The organism is Microtetraspora malaysiensis (genome assembly GCF_050947145.1).
GTDB lineage: Bacteria > Actinomycetota > Actinomycetes > Streptosporangiales > Streptosporangiaceae > Microtetraspora_A > Microtetraspora_A malaysiensis.
This window is the reverse complement of sequence record NZ_CP191998.1, coordinates 5,914,420-5,935,044: the sequence shown is the minus strand read 5'-3', so window position 1 is coordinate 5,935,044 and position 20,625 is coordinate 5,914,420. Positions and strand designations below refer to the sequence as shown.

The 20,625-nt window shown below is 70.8% G+C and carries 20 protein-coding genes; 17 read left to right on the top strand and 3 right to left on the bottom strand.

Features of this window, described 5'->3' with window-relative positions; all coding sequences use genetic code 11:
- The first annotated feature begins 50 nt into the window (after positions 1-50).
- From ACQP1V_RS28005 to ACQP1V_RS27990, 4 genes are all read left to right on the top strand, one after another.
- Positions 51-1,490: a dihydroorotase gene (locus ACQP1V_RS28005; protein WP_433413061.1), complete on the top strand. Its 1,440-nt coding sequence runs from the start codon at positions 51-53 to the stop codon at positions 1,488-1,490.
- 268 nt (positions 1,491-1,758) lie between these two features.
- Positions 1,759-3,552: a branched-chain amino acid ABC transporter ATP-binding protein/permease gene (locus ACQP1V_RS28000; protein ID WP_433413060.1), complete on the top strand. Its 1,794-nt coding sequence runs from the start codon at positions 1,759-1,761 to the stop codon at positions 3,550-3,552.
- Positions 3,549-4,277, top strand: coding sequence for an ABC transporter ATP-binding protein (locus ACQP1V_RS27995; protein WP_433413059.1), 729 nt, complete (start codon positions 3,549-3,551; stop codon positions 4,275-4,277). Before ACQP1V_RS28000 ends, ACQP1V_RS27995 begins: the two co-directional genes overlap by 4 nt.
- Positions 4,278-4,495: 218 nt before the next feature.
- Entirely contained in the window at positions 4,496-4,945 is a 450-nt protein-coding gene (locus ACQP1V_RS27990; protein WP_433413058.1) for a DUF2871 domain-containing protein, read from the top strand.
- Between the two features lie 128 nt (positions 4,946-5,073).
- On the opposite strand, the gene ACQP1V_RS27985 is transcribed toward ACQP1V_RS27990, so the two are convergent.
- Entirely contained in the window at positions 5,074-6,489 is a 1,416-nt protein-coding gene (locus tag ACQP1V_RS27985; RefSeq protein ID WP_433413057.1) for an aldehyde dehydrogenase family protein, read from the bottom strand.
- Positions 6,486-7,526, bottom strand: a complete 1,041-nt coding sequence (locus ACQP1V_RS27980; RefSeq protein ID WP_433413056.1) for a nitrilase-related carbon-nitrogen hydrolase — start codon at positions 7,524-7,526, stop codon at positions 6,486-6,488. Before ACQP1V_RS27980 ends, ACQP1V_RS27985 begins: the two co-directional genes overlap by 4 nt.
- A gap of 97 nt (positions 7,527-7,623) precedes the next feature.
- Here ACQP1V_RS27980 and ACQP1V_RS27975 point away from each other — a divergent pair, with 97 nt between their 5' ends.
- The 13 genes from ACQP1V_RS27975 (at position 7,624) to ACQP1V_RS27915 (ending at position 19,965) form a co-directional block, all read left to right on the top strand.
- The gene (locus tag ACQP1V_RS27975; RefSeq protein ID WP_433413055.1) at positions 7,624-8,139 is read left to right on the top strand and encodes a MaoC family dehydratase; all 516 of its coding nucleotides are present in this window, start codon (positions 7,624-7,626) and stop codon (positions 8,137-8,139) included.
- Positions 8,136-9,155, top strand: a complete 1,020-nt coding sequence (locus tag ACQP1V_RS27970; RefSeq protein WP_433413054.1) for an LLM class flavin-dependent oxidoreductase — start codon at positions 8,136-8,138, stop codon at positions 9,153-9,155. The genes ACQP1V_RS27975 and ACQP1V_RS27970 overlap by 4 nt, the downstream gene beginning before the upstream one ends.
- Positions 9,152-10,381: a CaiB/BaiF CoA transferase family protein gene (locus tag ACQP1V_RS27965; RefSeq protein ID WP_433413053.1), complete on the top strand. Its 1,230-nt coding sequence runs from the start codon at positions 9,152-9,154 to the stop codon at positions 10,379-10,381. Before ACQP1V_RS27970 ends, ACQP1V_RS27965 begins: the two co-directional genes overlap by 4 nt.
- On the top strand, positions 10,378-12,939 hold the full coding sequence (locus ACQP1V_RS27960) for an MmgE/PrpD family protein (RefSeq protein ID WP_433413052.1): 2,562 nt from the start codon (positions 10,378-10,380) through the stop codon (positions 12,937-12,939). The genes ACQP1V_RS27965 and ACQP1V_RS27960 overlap by 4 nt, the downstream gene beginning before the upstream one ends.
- Positions 12,936-13,415, top strand: coding sequence for a MaoC family dehydratase (locus ACQP1V_RS27955; protein ID WP_387415434.1), 480 nt, complete (start codon positions 12,936-12,938; stop codon positions 13,413-13,415). The genes ACQP1V_RS27960 and ACQP1V_RS27955 overlap by 4 nt, the downstream gene beginning before the upstream one ends.
- A complete protein-coding gene (locus tag ACQP1V_RS27950) occupies positions 13,412-13,816 on the top strand; it encodes a MaoC/PaaZ C-terminal domain-containing protein (protein WP_433413051.1) in 405 nt (134 codons plus the stop codon). The genes ACQP1V_RS27955 and ACQP1V_RS27950 overlap by 4 nt, the downstream gene beginning before the upstream one ends.
- A gap of 81 nt (positions 13,817-13,897) precedes the next feature.
- Positions 13,898-15,043, top strand: a complete 1,146-nt coding sequence (locus ACQP1V_RS27945; RefSeq protein WP_433413050.1) for an acetyl-CoA acetyltransferase — start codon at positions 13,898-13,900, stop codon at positions 15,041-15,043.
- A complete protein-coding gene (locus tag ACQP1V_RS27940; protein ID WP_433413049.1) occupies positions 15,040-15,420 on the top strand; it encodes a Zn-ribbon domain-containing OB-fold protein in 381 nt (126 codons plus the stop codon). The genes ACQP1V_RS27945 and ACQP1V_RS27940 overlap by 4 nt, the downstream gene beginning before the upstream one ends.
- Before the next feature lie 3 nt (positions 15,421-15,423).
- Positions 15,424-16,584 carry an acyl-CoA dehydrogenase family protein gene (locus ACQP1V_RS27935; RefSeq protein WP_433413048.1) on the top strand — a complete coding sequence of 387 codons (1,161 nt, stop codon included), beginning with the start codon at positions 15,424-15,426 and terminating at the stop codon, positions 16,582-16,584.
- Positions 16,581-17,459, top strand: coding sequence for an HpcH/HpaI aldolase/citrate lyase family protein (locus tag ACQP1V_RS27930; protein ID WP_433413047.1), 879 nt, complete (start codon positions 16,581-16,583; stop codon positions 17,457-17,459). The genes ACQP1V_RS27935 and ACQP1V_RS27930 overlap by 4 nt, the downstream gene beginning before the upstream one ends.
- Positions 17,456-17,797, top strand: coding sequence for a hypothetical protein (locus ACQP1V_RS27925; protein ID WP_387415422.1), 342 nt, complete (start codon positions 17,456-17,458; stop codon positions 17,795-17,797). The genes ACQP1V_RS27930 and ACQP1V_RS27925 overlap by 4 nt, the downstream gene beginning before the upstream one ends.
- 74 nt (positions 17,798-17,871) lie before the next feature.
- A complete protein-coding gene (locus tag ACQP1V_RS27920; RefSeq protein ID WP_433413046.1) occupies positions 17,872-19,056 on the top strand; it encodes an ABC transporter substrate-binding protein in 1,185 nt (394 codons plus the stop codon).
- 39 nt (positions 19,057-19,095) lie between these two features.
- Positions 19,096-19,965: a branched-chain amino acid ABC transporter permease gene (locus ACQP1V_RS27915; protein ID WP_433413045.1), complete on the top strand. Its 870-nt coding sequence runs from the start codon at positions 19,096-19,098 to the stop codon at positions 19,963-19,965.
- Positions 19,966-20,016: 51 nt separating this feature from the next.
- Here ACQP1V_RS27915 and ACQP1V_RS27910 read toward each other — a convergent pair whose 3' ends face one another.
- Positions 20,017-20,592 (bottom strand): TetR/AcrR family transcriptional regulator, encoded by a 576-nt coding sequence (locus ACQP1V_RS27910; RefSeq protein WP_433413044.1) that lies wholly within the window; start codon positions 20,590-20,592, stop codon positions 20,017-20,019.
- Positions 20,593-20,625: the final 33 nt, after the last annotated feature.

Genomic DNA, 20,625 nt, shown 5'->3' with positions numbered 1-20,625 from the left:
GGACCGGATCAGAAAGGGGGTGACGGCCGCCAGCCGGTGGGCCGTCGCGTATGACCCGATACGAATTGCTTGTCAAGGGTGGCGTCGTCGTTCTTCCGTACCACGGGGAGGTCCGCGCCGATCTGGCCGTATCCGGGGGGAAGGTCGCCGCGCTCGCGGACGACATCCCCGTCTCCGACGCCGCGGAGGTCGTCGACGCCAGGGGGAAGGTGGTCCTTCCCGGGGCCGTCGACGCTCACTTCCATCTCGGTATCTACCGCGACCTGGCCCTCGACGCCTTCGAGGAGACCCGATCCTCTCTCGTCGGCGGCGCCACGACCGTGCTGTCCTACTTCCGCACCGGTTCGCACTACCTCGACCGTACGGGGTCGTACCGGGACATCTTCCCCGAGGTCCTCGACGCGGTCGCGGGACGTGCCTGGACCGACTACGGCTTCCACCTCGCGCCGATGACGGTGGACCAGATCGCCGAGATCCCGTTCCTCATCAAGGAGCACGGCGTCTCGTCGTTCAAGTACTACATGTTCTACAAGGGCTTCGACCTGGCTGCGAACAGCCGGGACGCCCGTTCCTTCACCATGGGTGACGAGTACGACCTCGGCCACCTCTACCTCCTCATGGAGCAGGTGAGCGCGGTGCAGCAGGCCGACCCCGGCCTGCGGCTTTCGGTCTCGCTGCACTGCGAGCAGTCCGAGCTGATGCGCGTGTTCATCGACCGGGTCCGCGCGAACGGCGATCCGCAGACGCTGCGCGCCTACCACGAGGGACGCCCGCCGCTGACCGAGCGGGTGGCCATCGGCGAGGCCACCACGCTGGCGAGCCACACCGGGACGAACCTGAACCTTCTGCACCTGTCCAGCGGTGACGCGGTCGACGCGGTCATGCTGGCCCGTAGGTCGTTCGGCGCGGTGGACATGCGCGCGGAGACCACGCTGCACCACCTGTGTCTCGACCATGAGAGCCTCGACGCCGCGGGCGGCCTCGGCGGGAAGGTCAACCCGCCGATCCGCACCAAGGCCGACAACGAGGCCCTGTGGCGGCACGCCGCCGATGGCACGATCGACTGGGTGGCCTCCGACCACGCCTGCTGCATGGAGGCGGAGAAGGGCGACGAACTCTGGCCGGCGCGTCCCGGCTTCGGCGGCACCGCCCTGCTCTACCCGGTCCTCTTCTCCGAGGGGCACCTCAAGCGCGGGATCTCCCTCGCCCGCGTGGCGGAGCTGGCCTCGGCGAACCCGGCGCGGGCGTACAACCTGTGGGGCCGCAAGGGCAGCCTCGCCGTCGGCTTCGATGCCGACCTGACCGTGGTCGACCCCGAGCTGACCCAGACGGTGACCGTCGAGACGTGTCTCTCCGGGCAGGACCACACCCCGTTCGAGGGTGTCGACCTGACCGGCTGGCCGGTGACCACGGTCGTCGGCGGCCAGGTGCGCTTCCGTGACGGTGACGTCGTGGGGGAGCCCGGCGGGCGGTACGCGCGCCGGGCCTGACCGTACCTGCCGGAGGGTCCGGCTCAACGATCGCGGCCTGAAGCCGCGTTCCGACTATCGGAACGCGGCGTCACCCATGAACAATCCGGAGGAGCGGTCAGGCGGGCCCGGGGCGACTTCTCCGCGACCCCCGTCCGTGCCGTTCGGCGATTCCACGGAGGCGCATGCGATGGCGATGTCCGCCCCACCTACTCACGTCGAGCCCGGTGACAGGACGGCTCGTCAGGGCTCTGTGTTCGACTCTGCGGCGTATCACCGAGCGCGCCGCGTGATCCTGGGCGGTCTCGCGGTCGCCGCGATCGCGGTGCTGCTCGCCTGGCCGGCGATCACCGACTACTACAGCTACAACGCCTCCTACTACGACGGCATCGTCGCTTCGGCCGCGATCAGCGCGATCCTGACCGTCTCCCTCAACCTGTCGATGGGCTATGGGGGGATGCTGTCGATGCTGCATTCCGGCCTGCAGCTCGCCGGGGGGTGCGCCACCGGGTACATCGTGGTCAAGCTGAGCGGCTCGTGGCTGCTCGGCATCCTCGCCTCGGTGGCCGTCGGAACCGTCGTCGCGACGCTGGTCCTGTTGGTCAGCCTGCGGGCGACCTATCTCTACTTCGGCATGATCACACTGGCCGCCAACCTGATCGTCGTCGAGATCGGCCGCGAGTGGGAGCCCGTCACCGGCGGCGTCGTCGGCGTCAGCGGCATCGCCCCCACGCTGGGCGGCGAGCTCATGTCGAAACAGTCCTTCTATTACGTGGTGCTTGCCTGTCTCGCCCTCGCGTACATCCTGCAGCGCAACTTCGTACACAGCGGTGCCGGCCGGGCCTCGATGGCGGTGCGCGAGTCCTCCGACACCGCCTCGGCGATGGGCATCTCACCCGCTCGTGCCAAGCTCCTGCTCTTCGGCGTGTGCGGCGGCGTCGCCGGGCTGTCCGGCGGGCTGTACGCGTTGCAGCTCGGGTTCATCAACCCCGACGTCGGCCTGCTCGACAACGGGATCGTCTTCTTCGTCGGCCTGTTCCTCGGCGGCATCTCCACGCTGATCGGTCCGGTGGTCGGCGTCGCGTTCGTCGCGGTTCTCGTCGAGCTCATCAAAGACCAGGCGCGGTACACCACGCTGGTGCTGGGAGTCCTGCTGCTGGCCGCCATGATGGTGATCCCGCGGGGCATCGTGGGCACCTGGAAGGCGTCCAGGATGGGCCGTGACCGGCCGTTCCCCGCAGGGGACGAGACGCTGCCCGACGAGGTCCCCGATGTGGTGCCGGAGGTGCGCGACGTCCCCGACGGGGTGGCCGCGCTCGAAGGCTCCGGCATCGCGAAGCACTTCGGAGGCGTGCGCGCCCTCGACGGCGTCGACGTTCGGATCATGCCGGGCACGGTCCACGGGATCATCGGGCCCAACGGGTCCGGGAAGTCCACGCTCGTCTCCTGCCTCACGCGTTATCACCGGATCGACCACGGACAGGTACGGATCTTCGGTGCGGAGGCCCCCCACTCCGCCCACCGCGTCGCGCGCGCGGGGGTGACCCGGGTCTTCCAGGTCCCGCACCTCTTCGAGAGGGTCAGCGTGCTCGACAACGTGCTCACCGGCATGCGGATGAGGGAGAGCTACTCCTGGGTGGGGGCGGTGGTGCGCGCGCCCTCCTACCGCAGGCAGGACCGCGCCGAGCGCGAGGAGGCCAGGGAACTGCTCGCCTTCGCCGGGCTCGCGTCCCGCGCCGACCTGCTCGCGTCCTCGCTGTCACACGGCCAGAAGCGGCTGCTCGAAGTAGTGCGCGCCGTGGCCGGCCGGCCGAAGGTGCTCATCCTGGACGAGCCCGCCACGGGCCTGACGTCCGATGAGCTCGACGCCCTGGCACGGCTGTGCCGGGTGCTACGCGCGCGAGGTCTCGCGGTCGTGCTCATCGAGCATGACGTCGACTTCGTGATGGGGCTCTGCGACGAGCTCACCGTTCTGGAGAGCGGAAAGGTGATCGAGCGCGGCAGCCCGAAGAGGGTGCGCACCTCGGCGGCGGTGCTCGAGGCGTACCTCGGCCGTTCCGAACCGGTGGAGGAGGCGTCGTGAGCGTGCTGCTCGAAGTATCGGGGATGACCGCGGCCTACGGGGGAGTGCGCGCTCTCGACGGGCTCGACCTGCACGTCGACGAAGGGGAGTTCGTGGTGTTGCTCGGGCCCAACGGGGCCGGCAAGACGACCACGATGAAGACCGTGTCCGGGCTGCTCACACCGCTGTCCGGACGGATACGGTTCGCCGGTCGGGATCTGGTCGACGTGCCCGGCTGGCGCCGTGCCGGCCTGGGGCTCGGCCACGTGCCCGAAGGCCGGCAGATCTTCCCCGACCACACCGTCCTGGAGAACCTCGCCCTGGGAGCGTTCCCGATCCGGCGCCGCCGGGCGGAGGCGGCCCGCAGGCGCGAGGAGATGTTGGAGATCTTCCCACGGCTGGCCGAGCGCGGCTCCCAGCTCGCGGGCACACTGTCCGGTGGAGAGGCCCAGATGCTCGCGATCGCCCGCGCGCTGATGGCGGGCCCCCGGCTGCTCATGCTGGACGAGCCGTCTCTCGGCCTGGCCCCGCTCAAGGTCGCGGAGCTCTTCGACCACCTCAAGCGGCTGCACGACGAACGCGGCCTGACCGTCCTGCTCGTGGAGCAGCAGGCCGGCACCGCGCTCCGGCTCGCCGATCGCGGGTACGTGCTGGAGCGCGGCCGCGTGGTCGTCGAGGGTACCGGCGCCGAGCTGCGGGGCGACCCCAGGGTCCAGGCCGCCTACCTCGGCCGGCTCCGTCAATGAGCGGCGGCGGTCCCGGGGGCAGGACGGGATCGCAGGTACCACGGTGGTTGTACGCCGTAACACCTCCTGGGGCGGATGCCCTCTCGCGCCGTACCCGAAAGCCTGTGGGCGTGGACGTCGGCCTTGGCACTGCCCTGTGTGTGGCATTGTGCCTGTGCTACGCGGGGAGCCGTCATCCGGCGACCCCCTGGCGACGATCCCCCGAGAAGGAGAAATCTATGAAGAAGCTCTATTACGCGGCCCTCGTCTACATGGTCCTCGGGCTCGCCGGCGGGCTCTATTACCGCGACCTGACCAAGATGAAGAACTTCACCGGTGAGACGCAACTCTCCGTCGTCCACACCCACTTCCTGGTGCTGGGCATGGTGTTCTTCCTCATCATGATCTTGTTCGAGCGCGTGTTCGCCCTGTCCGAGAGCAGGGCGTTCACCTGGTTCTTCTGGGTCTACAACGCCGGGCTCGCGCTGACGGCCACGATCATGACCGTGCACGGCACCATGACCGTCCTGGGCAAGGAGACCGGTGCCGCGATCGCCGGTATTGCCGGGATGGGGCACATCCTGCTCACCGTCGCCTTGGTCCTCTTCTTCGTCTGCCTGCGCGGCCGCCTCTTCCCCAAGGCCGCGGCGGTCCGGCCGGGCGCCGAGAAGAGCTCGGCGGCCGCATAGGCCGGAGCGTTAGGCCGGAGCGGCGGCGGACTCCTGTCCTTCACTCGTGACCGCCGGTGCCGATCCCGTCGGCACCGGCGACGACGCCGATCATGGGCCGCGCCGCGCGGACGTGGTGGCACCGCGGGTCAGTGCCACCACGGGTCCGGCCGGGTCGATTCGTTGACCAGATAGGAGCGGCGGCGGAGGAAACGGCTCAGCGAGGCGGGACCCATCCGCGAACCGCCCAGCCCGGACGCGTTGAAAGAGTTCTTCTCTCCCTCGTGGACGAACGCGGTGAGCGCGGAGTCGTTGACGCTGACCGCGCCGACACGCAGCCGATCCGCGGCGGCCATCGCCGTGGCGGTGTCGGCGGCGAAGACCGCGGCGGACAGCCCGTACGCCGAATCGTTGGCCAGCTCCACCGCGTGGTCGGCGTCACGGACGCGCATGACCGGCACGATGGGACCGAACGTCTCCTCGGTCATGACCAGCATGTCGTGATCGACGTCGGTCAGGACGGTCGGCCTGCACCAACGGCCACCGCCGAGCCGTTCCACCTGTCCTCCGCACCGAACGACCGCCCCCTTCTCCAGGGCGTCGGCGAGATGCCGCTCGATGACCACCGCCTGCGCCAGATCGATCACGGGGCCGACCTGGCCGTCACCCGGCTCCGGGTAGGCCGGCCTGAGCCGCTCGGCCTTCTCGACGAGCATGCGCAGGAACTCGTCGTACGCGGAGTCCTCGACGTACACCCGCTCGATCGACAGGCATGACTGTCCCGCGTTGGTGGTCGCCCCCCACAGGATGGAGGAGCTGGCCCGGTCGAGATCGGCGCCGGCCAGGACGATCGCGGGATCCTTACCGCCCAGCTCCAGGAAGGCCGGGATGAACGCCGTGGCCGCGGCCGCGGCCACGGTTCGCCCGGTCGGGACGCTGCCGGTGAAGGCGACGGCGTCCACGAGGTTCACGATGGCCGCGCCTGTGGCGCCGTCGCCCTCGACCATCGCGACGACCTCGGCGAGCTCAGGCACCCGGGCGACGGTCGTCATCAGGGGGGCGATGAAACGGGGTGTCACCTCGCTGGGTTTGATCAGTACCGCACAGCCCGCGGCCAGGGCGGGAATCGCGTCGATCAACCCGAGAAGCAGCGGGAAGTTCCACGGGCTGATCACGCCGACGAGCGGATAGGGCACGCCGTCGCCGCGGATCTCGATGCCGGGGATCGTCGCCTGCCGCGGAGGCGGCGGCGCCAGCAGCGCGGGCGCCTGGGCGGCCCAGCGTTCCAGCATGCCCGAGACGGCGTCCACCTCCATCACGGACTCGGTGAGCCGTCCGGTGTCGGCGGTGAGCGCGGCCACGAGTTCGTCCCGTGCGGCGTCGATCTCCTCTCGCCAGGTCAGGAGCGCCGTCGCGCGCCGCTCCGGCGTGCGCGCCGTCCAGCGGGGTTGGGCGGCGCGCAGCCGGGCTACGAGATCGCCCAGCTCGGCGGACGTGGGCGGGCGCAGGGCCCGCTCGATCTCGCCGGTGCGCGGATCCCGAACCTGGTACGCCCCGACGGTCACGCGATCACCCCCGCCGCCCGTAGGCGTGTGATCGTCTCGACCTGGCGCTCCTTGAACCACGCGCGGTCCGGCACCTTCCCGTCGAGTTCGTTGGGCCGCTCACCTTCGTGCCGGGCGTACTCGGTCGCCCACAGCGCGGGTTTGGCGCGGGCGAGCAGGTTGCCCATGCCGGGGCGGCGGCGGTAGCGCCGGAGCGCGCCGAGGTCGAGTTCGGCGGCCGCCACCAGGCTCTCCCCGGGGCCCGCCTGAGCCAGCACCCGCCCCTCGAAGTCGATCAGCTCGGAGCCGCCGGACGTGGAGTCGGCCGGGATCGGGGTCCCGATGAGACCGCCGCTGTTGGCGGAGACCACGTAGGCGAGGTTCTCGACGGCACGTGCCCGGCGGGCGATCGCCTTCGGCGTGAGGAGCGGGCTCGAGGACTCCGAGGTGGGATGGCAGAGCACCTCCGCGCCGCGCAGGGCGAGGGATCGGGCCAGCTCGGGGTAGAGGATCTCCTCGGAGGAGATGGCGGCCAGATTGCCGATCGGCGTGCGTGCGACGGGCAGCAGGGCGTCGGGTCCGTAGACGTCGAGGTATCGGTCCCATACGTCGAACGGCGTGGGCGAGTACATCGAGTACAGCCGCCGGCAGCGGAGCACGGTCTCGCCCGCCGAGTCGATGACGAACGACGTCTGGAAGTACAGGTCGGGGAAGTGCTCGTCGCTCTCGTAGGCGTTGCCCGCCAGGTAGACGTCCTGGTCCCGGGCGATGGCGGCGAGCGCCTCGTACTCCGGGCCGCCCGGTTCCAGCGCCGCCTTGTCCCGCCAGGCGGGGATCGGTTCGCCCAGCGGGAACCCGGTCAGCGCGTACTCCGGGAGCACGACCAGGCGGAGATCGGGTCCTATCCACTGCTTCGACCCGCCGACCTGTACGGCGATCCGTGAAACGGCGTTCCTCATGGATGCGCGGGCGTCGTCCATGGACATCCCGCTCACCGAGTGCGTGGCGATCTGCAGCGCGAGGGCACGGTACGAGGCGGGATGCGAAAGGTTCGGCATGGGCCTTCCCAAAATGAAATTGCGTTCCTATAACTGGAAAGTAGCACTCCGGTCGGGACGCGGGAAGTGCGTGAACCCCGTTGACGGAAGGAACGATGTGGCACTGCACCAGGCCAGGCCAGGCCGGTACTACGAGGACTTCGAGGTCGGGGACGTCTACCAGCACCCGCTGGGCCGCACGATCACCGAGGCGGACAACACGTGGTTCACGCTGCTGACGATGAACACCAACCAGAACCATTTCAACGCCGACTTCGCCGCCCGCGCGCCGTACGGCAAGGTGATCGTCAACTCGGGCCTGTCGGTGGCGGTGGTGCTGGGCATCTCGGTCTCCGACATGAGCCAGAACGCCGTGATGAACCTGGGCTGGGAGGAGATCAAGCTCAGCCACCCCGTGTTCGTCGGGGACACCGTCTACGCCGAGTCGATCGTGCTGGACAAGCGCGAGTCGCGTTCGCGGCCCTACGCCGGGATCGTGACGTGCCGTACGCGAGGGCTGAACCAGGCCGGCGACGAGATCATGTCCTGGCGGCGCAGCGTCATGATCTACCGTCGTGACGCGCCCCACGACAAGGACTACTTCCCCGTCGCCAAGACCGGTCCGCTCACATGAGGATCACCTACGGCCCCTGGGGGGAGACCCTTGACGAGCTCGCCGCCGCCGGGAAGGCCGCGGAGGAGGCCGGCGCCGAGGTGCTGTGGGTGCCCGAACTGCACCGCAGCGCGACGATCACCGCCGCCGTGCTCGCCGCCGCCACGAGCACGGCGCGGGTCGGCACCGCCATCGCGCTGGCCTTCACCCGCAGCCCCATGACCACCGCCTTGGAGGCGCTCGACCTGGACGAGGTGTCGGGCGGACGGTTCATCCTCGGCCTCGGCAGCGGCGTCCGGAGACTGAACGAAGACTGGCACGGCGTCCACTGGGACAAGCCGGTCGAGCGGCTGCGCGAGACCGTCGCGTGCGTGCGGCGGTTCGTCGCGGACTGCGGCTCCGGAGAGCCGATCGAGCTGGCGGGGCGCCGGCAGAGCATGCGGATCCGCGGATATCAGCGGCCCTTCCCGATCACCCGGAACCGCATCCCGGTCTACGTCGCCGCCGTCGGCCCCGCGATGACCCGGATGGCGGGCAGGACGGCCGACGGCTGGATCTCCCACGAGCTGTGCTCGCCCGACTACCTGCGCGAACGGCTGCTGCCCTGGATCGAGGAGGGCCTGGCCGGCGCGGACAGGAAGCGGAGCGATCTCGACGTCGTGGTCTCGGCCTGCTGCTCCATCGACGACGACCCCCACGCGGCGCGTCGCAGGGCCGCCGGGCTGGTCGGCTTCTACGCCTCGGTGCGGACCTACGCCGACTTCTTCGACTTCCACGGCCTCGCCGCCGAGCAGGCCGCGGTCGTCGGGGCGTTCACGGGCGGGGCGGGAGCCGACCACCTCGCCGACGTCGTCCCCGACCACATGGTCGACCGGCTCACCCTGTCGGGTACGGCGGCCCAGGTCCGAGAGAAACTCGCCGCCTACGAGGGCCTGGCCGACACCGTCAAGCTCACCCCGCCCACCCACGGCATCTCGGCTGAGGAGACCCGGCGTGCCCAGGAACGGATCATCGAGCTCATCGGAGGCCTGACATGAACCGCCCCCTGCACGGCGTACGGATCATCAGCCTCGAGCAGTACGGCGCCGGCCCCTTCGGCTCGCTGCACCTGGCCGACCTCGGCGCCGAGGTCATCAAGATCGAGGAACCGACGTCCGGAGGTGACGTCGGCCGCTACGTGCCGCCCTACGCCGAAGGCGAGGATTCGCTGTTCTTCGAGGCGTTCAACCGCAACAAGCGGTCGCTGTCGCTGGACATCACGACCCCCGCGGGCCGTGACGTGTTCGACGACCTGGTACGCGGTGCGGACGCGGTCTACTCCAACCTGCGGGGCGACGTGCCGGAGAAGATCGGGATCACCTACGACGCGCTCAAGCACCTCAACCCCAAGATCGTGTGCTGCTCGCTGACCGGTTTCGGCATGACCGGACCGCGAGCGAACGAGCCCGGCTACGACTACATCCTGCAAGGCCTGGCCGGGTGGATGGACGTGACCGGCGAGCCCGACGGGCCACCGGCCAAGTCAGGGCTGTCGATGGTCGACTACTCCGGCGGGTTCGTGGCGGCGCTCGCGCTGCTGGCCGGGCTGCACGCGGCACGACGCGACGGGACGGGGATGGACTGCGACGTCTCGCTGTACGACACGGCGATCTCGTTGCTCACCTATCTCGGGGTGTGGCACCTCAACGCGGGCCACGTCCCGGTGCGCACCCGGCACTCAGCCCACCCGTCGCTGGTGCCGTTCCAGGTCTTCCGCACCTCGGACGGCTGGATGGTGGTGGGGTGCGCGAAGGAGAAGTTCTGGCGGCGGCTCGCGTCGGTCCTCGGCCACCCCGAGTGGGCCGAGCCGGACTCGCCGTACGCCACCTTCGCCCGGCGCGGGGAGCTGGCAGCCGAGCTGCTGCCCCTGCTGGAGGACATCTTCACGACCCGCACCACCGTCGATTGGCTTGCCGAGCTGACTCCGGCAGGGGTGCCCTGCGGCAGGGTCAACACCGTCGAGCGCGCCCTGGCCGAGCCGCACACCATCGCGCGCGACCTCATCGTGACCACCGAACACCCCCGCTACGGCACGCTGCGGAACCTGGCGTCACCCGTGCGGGTGGGTGACCTGCGGCCCGGCTACCGCCGTGCCCCGCGCAGGAACGAGGACGCCGGGTACGTGCTGGGCGACCTGCTCGGCTACGACCGGGAGAGGATCGAAGCGCTGCGAGACGGCGGAGCCTTCGGCCACCGGCGGACCGCCGGCGAGGCCGTGTCGTGACCGAGCCGACCGGCGGGACCGGCAGGACCGATAGGACCGGCAGGACCGATAGGACCGTCGCGCAGGAGCTCGCCCGCTGGGCGACGGAACTGCGCCTCGCTGACGTGCCGGAGCCGGTGCGGGCGGCGGCGCTGCGGCACCTGCTCGACGGCCTGGGCACAGCGGCGGCCGCGGTCAGATACCGCGCCGCCGAGCCCGCCCTCGCGGTGGCGGCGGATCTCGGCGGCCCACCCGAGGCGTCCGTCCTCCGGGGCGGCCCCAAGGTGGGAGCCCCCGCCGCCGCGCTGGCCAACGGGACGCTCGTCCACGCGCTGGACTTCGACGACACCCACGCCGCCGGACTGGTCCATGCCACCGCACCGGTGCTGCCCGCCGTACTGGCTGTCGGCGAGGAGACCGGCGCGAGCGGAGCGGAGGTGCTGACGGCGGCGGTCGTGGGGCTGGAGACGATCTGCCGGCTCGGGGCCGCCGCGCCGCACGGCTTCCACGCGCGCGGGCTGCACGCCACGTCGGTGTGCGGCGTGTTCGCCGCCGCGCTGGCTGCGGCCCGCCTGTACGGCCTTGTCCCCGACCAGGTCGTGCAGGCGCTCGGCATCGCGGGCAGTCAGACGGGCGGTCTGATGGAGTTCATCAACACCGGCGCCTCGACGAAGCGGCTCCATCCCGGCTTCGCCGCGCACGGCGGCGTGCTGGCGGCGCGGCTGGCCGCGCGCGGCGCCACCGGACCCGCGAGCGTGTTCGAGGGCGAGTACGGCCTGTACGGCGTGCTGGCCGGCCGGCGGATCGACGGCGGGACGGTCGTCGCCGGGCTGGGGGAACGCTGGGAGCTGACCAGGATCACCGTCAAGCCGTACCCGGCGTGCCAGCTCAGCCACGCCCCCCTCGACGCGGCGGCGGCGTTGCGTCCGCGCGTCGCAGGGCGGGCGGTCGACGAGGTCATCGTCCAGATCCATCCGGACGCCGCCCAGTTCGTGTGCGGACCCGGCAAGGAGCGGCCCGCCTCGCCGTACGCCGCGAAGTTCTCCCTGCCCTGGTGCCTGGCCGCGATGCTGATCGATGGCGCGGTCACCGTGGCCACCTTCGACGACCTGGAACGGGAGGACCTGGCGTCGCTCGCCGCCCGGGTACGGCACGAGATCACCGACTTCGGCGGGGCGGCGGCCGACCAGCCGGGCAGGGTGAGCGCGCTGCTCGCCGACGGCTCACGGGTGGCGGCCGACGTGCCGCGCAGCGGAGGCGGCCCTGAAGACCCCGGCCTCGACGACCTCGTGCGGGCCAAGGCACTGGCGAACCTCGGTGGTGGCCCCGCCGCCGGGCGTGTGGCGGCGATCGTGGCCGACCTGGCCGCCCAGCCGTCGCTCACCCCGCTCATGACCGCGCTGACGGAGGCGCTGACGGCCCCCGCCGGCTCCGGCGGGCACGGTCGCACGGTGCGGGCGGTGGTGCGAGAGGCGGTGCGGGCGGCGTCGCCCACGACCGGTCCGAGACCACGGGCGATCAGAACAGGAGAGGATCTGATGACCGTCCATCTGCCCGCCGCCCCCGGCTACACCGGCGCGGTGGCCGGGCTCCGCACGGCGGGCCTCGACGTCGCCGACGTGGTGCACATCGTCGAGTACGTCACCGCGGCGGCGCTGGCCGGCTACGACGGGGTCACCGCGGCCAGGGAGCGGTTCCTCGGCGGCCACGCCGTACCGGTGGCGACCGTCCCCGTGGCGGCGCTGCTCGACGCCGCGGAGCCGTACGCGGTCGAACTGACCGCGTACCCGGGTGGCGGCGAACCGGTCGAGGCTCATCCCGACACGGGATTCCACCGCGGATCCCTCATGATCGCCGGCGATGTCGTCTACCTGCCGGGCATCGCGCCGTGTGACGCCGGCGGGCTCGTCCACCCGGGCGACTTCCGCGCGCAGTACCGCTATTGCCTGGACCGCGCCGCCGGCCTGCTGAAGGCGGCGGGACTCGGCCCCGGCGCGCTCGTGCGTACCGTCGACTACACCACGACCGCGACCCGCGCCGAGTATCCGCGCTGCGGGCGGCCCCGGCGCGAGGTCCTCGGCGGGACGGGAACCGACGGCGTGGCCGTGTTCCCCGGAGCGGCCGGCATCCTCGTCGACCAGCCGCTGCTGCCCGGGGCGCTGGTGTCCCTGCAGGCGATCGCCTCACGCGCCCCGCTGCGCACCGTCAACCCCGGCTGGCGGCGGTACGAGTCGTTGACCTACAAACCGGGCCTCGCGGCCGGTGAGATGCTCTTCATGTCGGGGTTCGGCGCACTCGAACCCGCCACGCAGAAGGCGATATTCGCGGGTGACCTCCTCGCGCAGGCGGAGTTCACCTATGCGGGCGTCGCCGCGGTGCTCCGCGAGGCCGGGCTCGACGGCCGGGACGTGACACATCTCATCGAGTACGTCACCCCCGAGGGGGCGGTGGGGTACCCCGAGCTCGCCGGTCTCCGCGAGCGGTACTTCGGGCGCGCGCCGGTGAGCGCCGTCGTCTGCTCGGCGCTGCTCCGCCCCGAGTTCCTCATCGAGGTCGTCCCCGTGGCGGCGCTGCGATGAGCGGCCTGCTGACCGGCGAGATCAGGGCCATGGTCGGGCGGGAGGCCGTCTACACGGCGCCCGAGCCGCTGGGCCGGGCCGCGTTCCGCTACTACGCGCTCGCCGTGGGGGACGACAACCCGGTCTACCGCGACTCCGCGTACGCCGCGGCCCACGGCTACCGGGACGTGGTCGCGCCGCCCACGTTGATCTGCGAGACCAACCAGTACGCCGGACTCGCCCGCGACGACGACGGATACGCCGGGCACAGTTGGCACATCGACGTTCCCGGTGCCCGGCTGGTGCGCGGCGGCAACGACTACACCTTCCATCGGCCCGTCCACCCCGACGATGTGATCACCGCCACCTGGCGTATCGAGAGCGTGACGGAGAAGGCGGGCAAGCTCTTCGTCGTCTCCCGCGTCGTCTACACCAACCAGCACGACGAGCTGCTGGCCACCAACGAGGAGACCCTGATCTACGTGGGAGCCGAATGAAGGCCGGCGACGCGCTCCCCGCGCTGGAGCGCACGATCCAGGCGGCCGACATGGTCGCGTACGCGGGCGCCACCTGGGACTGGCACAGGATGCACTACGACCTCGTCTATCTCAGGGACCGGGGGCTCCACCTCCCCGTGGTGGACGGCCAGATGCTGGGCGCGTTCCTCGCCGAGCAGGTCCAGGACTCGCTCGGTCCGGCCGCCCGGCTGCGGCGGCTGCGGTTCCGGCTCACGGCGAGGGTGTTCGCGGGGGAGACGGTCCGCGTCACCGGCGTGGTCACGGCCGTCGATGGAGAGCGGGTCACGATCGAGCAGTGGGCCGCGGTGGCGGACCGGGTGGCCGCCACCGGGGTCGCCGAGGTGGCGCTGTCCTCCTTTCCGGAGGCGTCCGTTGAATGAGAACGGCGACGTCGTCGGCGGCCGGATCGGTGGGCACCGCCCAGGAGAACAGGGCTCCGCGCAGGCAGGCGGGGAGGCGCGATGACGGGTGTCGCCATCGCCGGGGCGGCGGAGTCCGACCTCGGTGTCACGGGCAAGTCGATCCTGACACTCCAGGCGCAGGCCGTCACCCGGGCGCTCGCCGACGCCGGGCTCTCCCTCGCGGACGTGGACGGGCTCGCCACCTCGGGCGTGTCTCGTTTCTCCGCCACGCAGTTGGCCGACTATCTGGGCATCCAGCCCGTCTGGACGGAGTCCACCTTCGCCGGAGGCTGCGCCTTCGAGATGTACGTCGCGCGCGCGGCCCAGGCCATCGAAGCGGGGCAGTGCCGTACCGTGGTGATCTCCTACGGATCGAACCAGCGGTCGGCGCGGTCACGGTCACTGGCAGGCGTGATCGAGGATCACACGCCGGAGGCGCAGTTCGAAACGCCGTACGGCCCGCTTTATCCCTTCTCCTACTACGCGATGGCCGCGCAGCGTTATCTGCACTGCTACGGGGCCGGGCGCGAGTCGCTCGCCGAGGTCGCGGTCGCGGCGAGGGAGTGGGCGCTGCTGAACCCCAAGGCCTTCAGGTACGGCGCCGGACCGCTGACGGCCGATGACGTGCTGTCCGCTCCGATGGTGTCGTCGCCGCTGACGACCGCGGACGCCTGCCTGGTCACCGATGGGGGCGGCGCCGTCGTGGTGACCTCGCTGGAACGCGCGCGCGATCTACCCCGGCCACCGATCCGCGTCCTGGGGTACGGCGAGTGCGTCACCAACACCTCCATGACCTCCGGTGACGACCTGACCGTCACCGGCGCGGTCCGGTCGGGGCAGGCCGCGTTCGCGCGCTCGGAACTGACCGTCGCCGACGTGGACGTCGCCCAGATCTACGACTCCTTCACCATCACGGTGCTGCTCACCCTGGAGGGTCTGGGCTTCTGCGGCGCCGGTGAGGCGGGCGCGTTCGTCTCGGACGGCCGGATCCGGCCGGGAGGCGCGTTCCCGCTCAACACCAGTGGCGGCGGTCTGTCCTACAGCCACCCCGGCCAGTTCGGCCTGCTCCTGATCGTCGAGGCGGTCCGGCAACTGCGCGGTGAGTGCGGCCCGCGCCAGGTGGAAGGCGCCGAGGTCGCGCTGGCGCACGGGACCGGCGGCATCCTTTCCGCGCACGCCACCGTGCTGCTCGGGGTCGATCGATGAGCGTGTCCGATGAGGTGACGGAGGGCTTCTGGGCCGCCACGCGGGAGCGGCGGCTCGTCATCCAGAGTTGCCGGGCCTGCGGTCGCCGCCAGCACTACCCGCGCTGGCTCTGTACGGCCTGCGGAGGCGCGGAGCTGGAGTTCCTGCCGGTCTCCGGCCTCGGCGTCGTCGACTCCTTCACGGTCGTCCATCGCGCGCCGGCCCCCGGCCTGGCCCCGCCGTACGTCGTCGCCAGGGTCCGGCTGGCCGAGGGCCCGGTGATGCTCACGAACCTGGTCGGCGACGCCGACTGGGCCTGCGATCTGCCCGTCCGCGTCGACTGGCGGCCTCTGCCCGACGGCCGCCACCTCCCCGTTTTCCGGCCGATGAAGGACTGAACATTGGATTTCGAACTCTCCGAAGAGCAACGGCTGTTCCGCGACACGCTGCGCGAATTCGTCGACAAGGACGTACGCCCGGTGGCACGGGAATGGGAGGCGGCCGACCGCTATCCCACGGAGATCATCGACAGGATGAAGGACATGGGCCTGTTCGGGCTGACCGTGCCCGAGGAGTATGGCGGGCTGGGGGCGGACATGGTGTCCTTCGCTCTCGTCTTCGAAGAGATATCCAAGGGCTGGATGGGTGTGGCGGGGACGATCGGCTCTCACTCGCTGGCCTGCTGGCTGATCGCCAGGTACGGCACAGCCGAACAGCGCGCACGCTTCCTTCCCGACCTCGCCACCGGGGCGCGGCGCAGCGGTATCGGCCTGACCGAGCCGGGGGCGGGAAGTGACCTGCAGGGAATCACCACCACCGCGCGCCGGGACGGCGACTCCTACGTGATCAATGGCGCCAAGACGTGGATCACCAACGCGCGGCACGCCGACCCGCTGCCCGTCCTGGTCAAGACCGCCCAGACCACCCCGGCGCACCGCGGCATGTCGGTGATCCTCGTCGAGCGGGAAACCCCCGGCTTCACCGTTCTGCGTGACCTTCCCAAACTCGGCTACAAGGGCACCGAGTCGTGCGAGGTCCTGCTCGAGGACGTGCGCGTGCCAGCCGAGAACCTGCTCGGCGGCGTCGAGGGGCAGGGCATGAAGCAGGTGCTTTCCGGACTGGAGACCGGGCGGCTGAACGTCGCCGCCCGCGCGCTCGGCGTCGCCCAGGCCGCGTACGACGAGGCGCTGCACTACGCGGGTCAGCGTCGGGCATTCGGCCAGGCGATCCAGGACTTCCAGGCGGTCCAGCTCAAGCTCGCCGAACTGGCCATCAAGGTGCAGTCCGCCCGACTCCTGGTCTACTGGGCGGCGTCCCGCGCGGACGCGGGCGAACGGGTCGACCTGGAGTCCGGCATGGCGAAGGTCTTCGCCTCGGAAGCCGCCCAGGAATGCGCGCTCATCGCGATGCAGATCCACGGCGGCTACGGCTACTCCAAGGAGTTCGTCGTCGAGCGGCTCTACCGCGACGCGCCGCTCATGATGATCGGCGAGGGGACCAACGACATTCTGCGCATGGTGATCGCCAAGTCGCTGATCAGTGGAAAGGGGCGCGTCGGATGATCGCGCGCTCCTATCTGTACGTCCCGGGCAACGCACCCGGCAAGCTCGCCAAGGCGGCCGACCGGGCCGCCGACGCGCTCATCGTGGATCTGGAGGACGCCGTTCCGCAAGCCGGAAAGATCGCGGCCCGGGCGGCAGTAGCCGACTGGCTGTCGGATCTCGCCACCTCCGGTGGCCGGCCCCCCGGAGGCCCCGAGATCTGGGTCCGGATCAACCCCGGGGAGGCCGGGCACGCCGACGCCGACGCGATCGTCACGGCCGCGGGACAGGCGCTGACCGGCCTGTGTGTGGCGAAGACCGAGAACGCGGACGAGATCGAGGAGCTGGCCCGGCTGCTGGACGCGGCCGAACCGCGCTCTCGGCTCACACCCGGCTCGATCGGGCTGACGCCGCTGGTGGAGTCGGCGGCCGCCCTGTTCGCCGCCCCCGCGATCGCCCGCGCGCCCCGCGTCGTCCGCCTGCAGATGGGGGAGGCGGACCTGGCCGCCGATCTGGGGATCAGGCCCGGGCGGGATGCCACAGAGCTGCTGTGGGCCCGCTCGCAGGTGGTCGCGGCCAGCGCCGCCGCCGCCATCGCGCCGCCGGTGGCGCCGGTGAGCATCGAGACACGCGACCTGGACGCCCTCCGCGCGTCCACGCACGCCCTGGCGCGTCTCGGCTTCCTCGGCCGCGCCTGCGTCCATCCGGCCCAGATCCCGGTGGTCCACGAGGTGTTCACCCCGTCGCCTGAGACGGTCGCCGCGGCCAGGGAGGTGCTGGCGAGGTACCAGGAGTCGCTGGCCGCCGGGCTCGCGGTCTGCCTGGACGAGAACGGCCGGCTGATCGACGAGGCGGTCGTGCGGTCGGCGCGGCGCGTCATCGAGCTGGCCGAATGATCACGTATCTGGATCGGGACCTGCCCTGGCGCACGTTCACGATCCCCCAATCGGTGCCGGACGTGTCCCTGGCCGGGCTGTACACCGGCCCCGCCGGCTCCTTCCTGGTGCTCGTCCGTTTCCCGCCGGGCTGGGCACGTCCGGCACGTGGGCACTACACCTGCGACGAGGAGTTCGTCGTGCTCCAGGGCGAGATCGAGGTCTCCGGAACGCCCTTCCGCGCCGGCGCGCGCGGCTGGTTTCCGGCGGGTAGTGAGCGGTCGGACTCCCGTTCCGGCGGGGGAGCGCTCGCCCTGGCGTGGTTCTCCGGCCCCGCCGTATGGGTGGCGGGCGGCTGAACCCGGCCTGCGGCGGCTCACCTGATCCGTCCACACACCTTGGTCGCATCGAGAAAGTCTTCGAGGAGGTCCGAATGAGGAAACCCGCGGTTGCGGTGCTGGCTGCGGCCGTCGCTCTCGCGGCGTCCGGGTGCGCGGCCAAGGAGGCCGGAGGGACGCCCGTCATCGCGATCGGTTTGATCGGCCCGGTGACGGGGCCGCTCGCCGTGCTCGGCACGGGACAGCAGAACTCCCTGCAGATCGAGATCGACAAGATCAACGCAAGTGGCGGACTCGCCGGATCGCAGCTCAGACTCGTGGTCCGCGACTCCGGGCTCGACCCGGGGAAGGTGGTTCAGGCAGCCACCGAACTCGCCGGAGACGAGCAGGTCAAGTTCATTGTCGGCCCCTCTCTCACCTCCTTCTACAACGCGGCCAAGGAGACACTCGAACGCAACAAGAAGATCAACTGCCAGCCCGGCGTGGCGGCGGGATCGTTCGCCGACCTGAAGTACGGCTTCCGTGCCCAGGACAGCACCGAGATCGACATCGCCAAGGCGCTGGAGCTGCTCAAAAGCGAAGGGGGCAAGACCTTCGGCCTGATCTACGAGAACGACGACACCGGCAAAGCGGTGGACGCCCTGCTCGCCAGACAGCGGAACGGCATGACCTACCTCGGCTTCCAGACGTCGCGCCCGGACGACCAGAGCCACGCCGCGTACGTGGAGAAACTCAAGAACGCCGACGCGATCTTCTTCTCCAACAACGTGGGCGGGGCCAAGACGATCGCCGCAGCGGGCGCGGCCGGATACCGGGGGCGGCTCATCGGGGCCGGCTCGGGCGCGCAGAACATCGCTTTCGTGGAGGGCGCGGGAGACGCGGCCAAAGGCGTGGTCTTCGAGATGCCCAACTACCAGTACCCGACGCGTGATCGGGCCTCCTGGGAGCCCGGATACCGAGCTCACATCGAGGCCGTGGAGAAGCGGTTCGGTGTCAACGTCGGCCCGAGAACCGGAGCACGGTCGCCCAAGGGAACGGCCATGGCCGCTGACTGCCTCTACGCCTACGCCGCGGCGGTCAAGGCCGCGGGCGGCACCGATCCGGACACGGTGGCCGCGGCCATGGAGAAACTCGATCTCCCGGCTGACGCGACACCGTCGGGCAACTCCGTCACGCCTGGCACGGCGCATGAGTTCTACGACGCCGCCGACGTCCGGATCTACCAGTGGGACAAGGACGAGCAGGGCTGGTTCACCCGTGAGCTCAGGGTGGCCCCCTGACATGCGCGTGTTCGCACCATCCGCCGGGGAGCGCGGCCGATGACCACGCAGACGTGGATCGACGGGCTGTTCGCGGGAGCGGTCTACGCTCTCGTGGCTCTGGGTCTGACCATCACCTTCCAGCCCACCCGGGTGATGAACTTCGCTCAGGGGGAGGCGCTGGTCCTCGGCGCGGCCGTCGGCTACCAGGCGATCAGCCTCGGCAGGCTGAGCTGGCCGGTCGCGCTCCTCCTCGCGGTCGTGCTGGGCGCCCTGATGGGGGTGGCGACGGAACGCATGACCATGCTGCCGATGCGGTTGTCCGGCTCCCGGTTCGGATGGATCGTGGCCGCACTCGCCGTGGCACTGATCGCGCAGTCGCTGTTCACGCTGAACTACAGCGATGTCGACGCGCTTCGCCCACCGCCGTTCGCGGAAGGCGGCCTGGAGGTCGGCGGCGGCCGGATCGCGTGGCAGGTGTCGCTCACCATCGGGATCGCTCTGGCGGTGACGGCCGCCTACGACGCGTTCCTGCGGCACAGCCTGTACGGCAGGGCGCTCCGCGCCGCCTCGCACAGTCCCGGCACCGCCGTGCTGATGGGCATCCCGGTGCAGCGGATCGTGGTGCTCAGCTTCGTCATCTCCACCGCGGTCACGGCACTCGTCGGGCTGCTGGCGGCGCCCGTGCTGTTCATCGCTCCCACCGCGGGGCTGATGTTCACCATCAAGGGCTTCACCGCGGCGGTCATCGGCGGTGTCGGGTCACCGCGCGGCGCGCTGACGGGCGGACTGATCGTCGGCTTTCTCGATTCCGTCGTACGCGCCGAGATCAACGCGACGGCCGGCAACCTCGTGGTCTTCGGGCTGCTCGCGCTGATCCTCGTGGTCTTCCCGGCCGGTCTGTTCGGCAAGCCGATGGAGGCGCACTAGCCGGGGGAGGGGCGTCATCTCGGGCACGGCGAGCCCGGGCGCGACGAAGTCCTAAACGCGCAGAATCCGCTCGGCGGCGTCGCAGGCGTACGAGATGACGTCCGCGGGCGGGTCGCCCGCGTCGATCCTGCGGGTGCAGGCGTCCACGACGGCCTGGACGACCGCTGTCGTCAGCTCGGGCCGGCCGATTCCCAGCTCGGCGACGATCTGGTCGAGGGTCGTGGTGAGGCACGAGTGCATTTCGCGCACACGTTGCCTCGCCGACGACGACAGCGAACCGCGAGACAGCGACGTCCGCCAGCCGTGCGAGCCGGAAGCCGCCTGCTCCAGGTTCGACCGTACATAGGCGACGGCCTTGGCGTGCGGGTTCGTCTCCGCGGCCACCGCCTGGGCCACCGCCTCGACCCACGCGGGGAACTCCCTCATCACGACGATCTCGACGAGATCGTCGATGGAGTCGAAATACCGGTAGAGGCTGTTGCGCGCGATCCCCGCCCGCGCGCTGACCGCGCCTGCGGTCAGCGCCTCGATCCCTCCCTCAGCCATGATCGCCTCTGCGGCGTCGATCAGCTTTTCGAGCCGCTGGGCTCGGTGTTCACGGAGACTCCCCGCGTCGATCCTCGGCATCTTCCCCTCGTTTCGGTGACCGATGGGCACCCG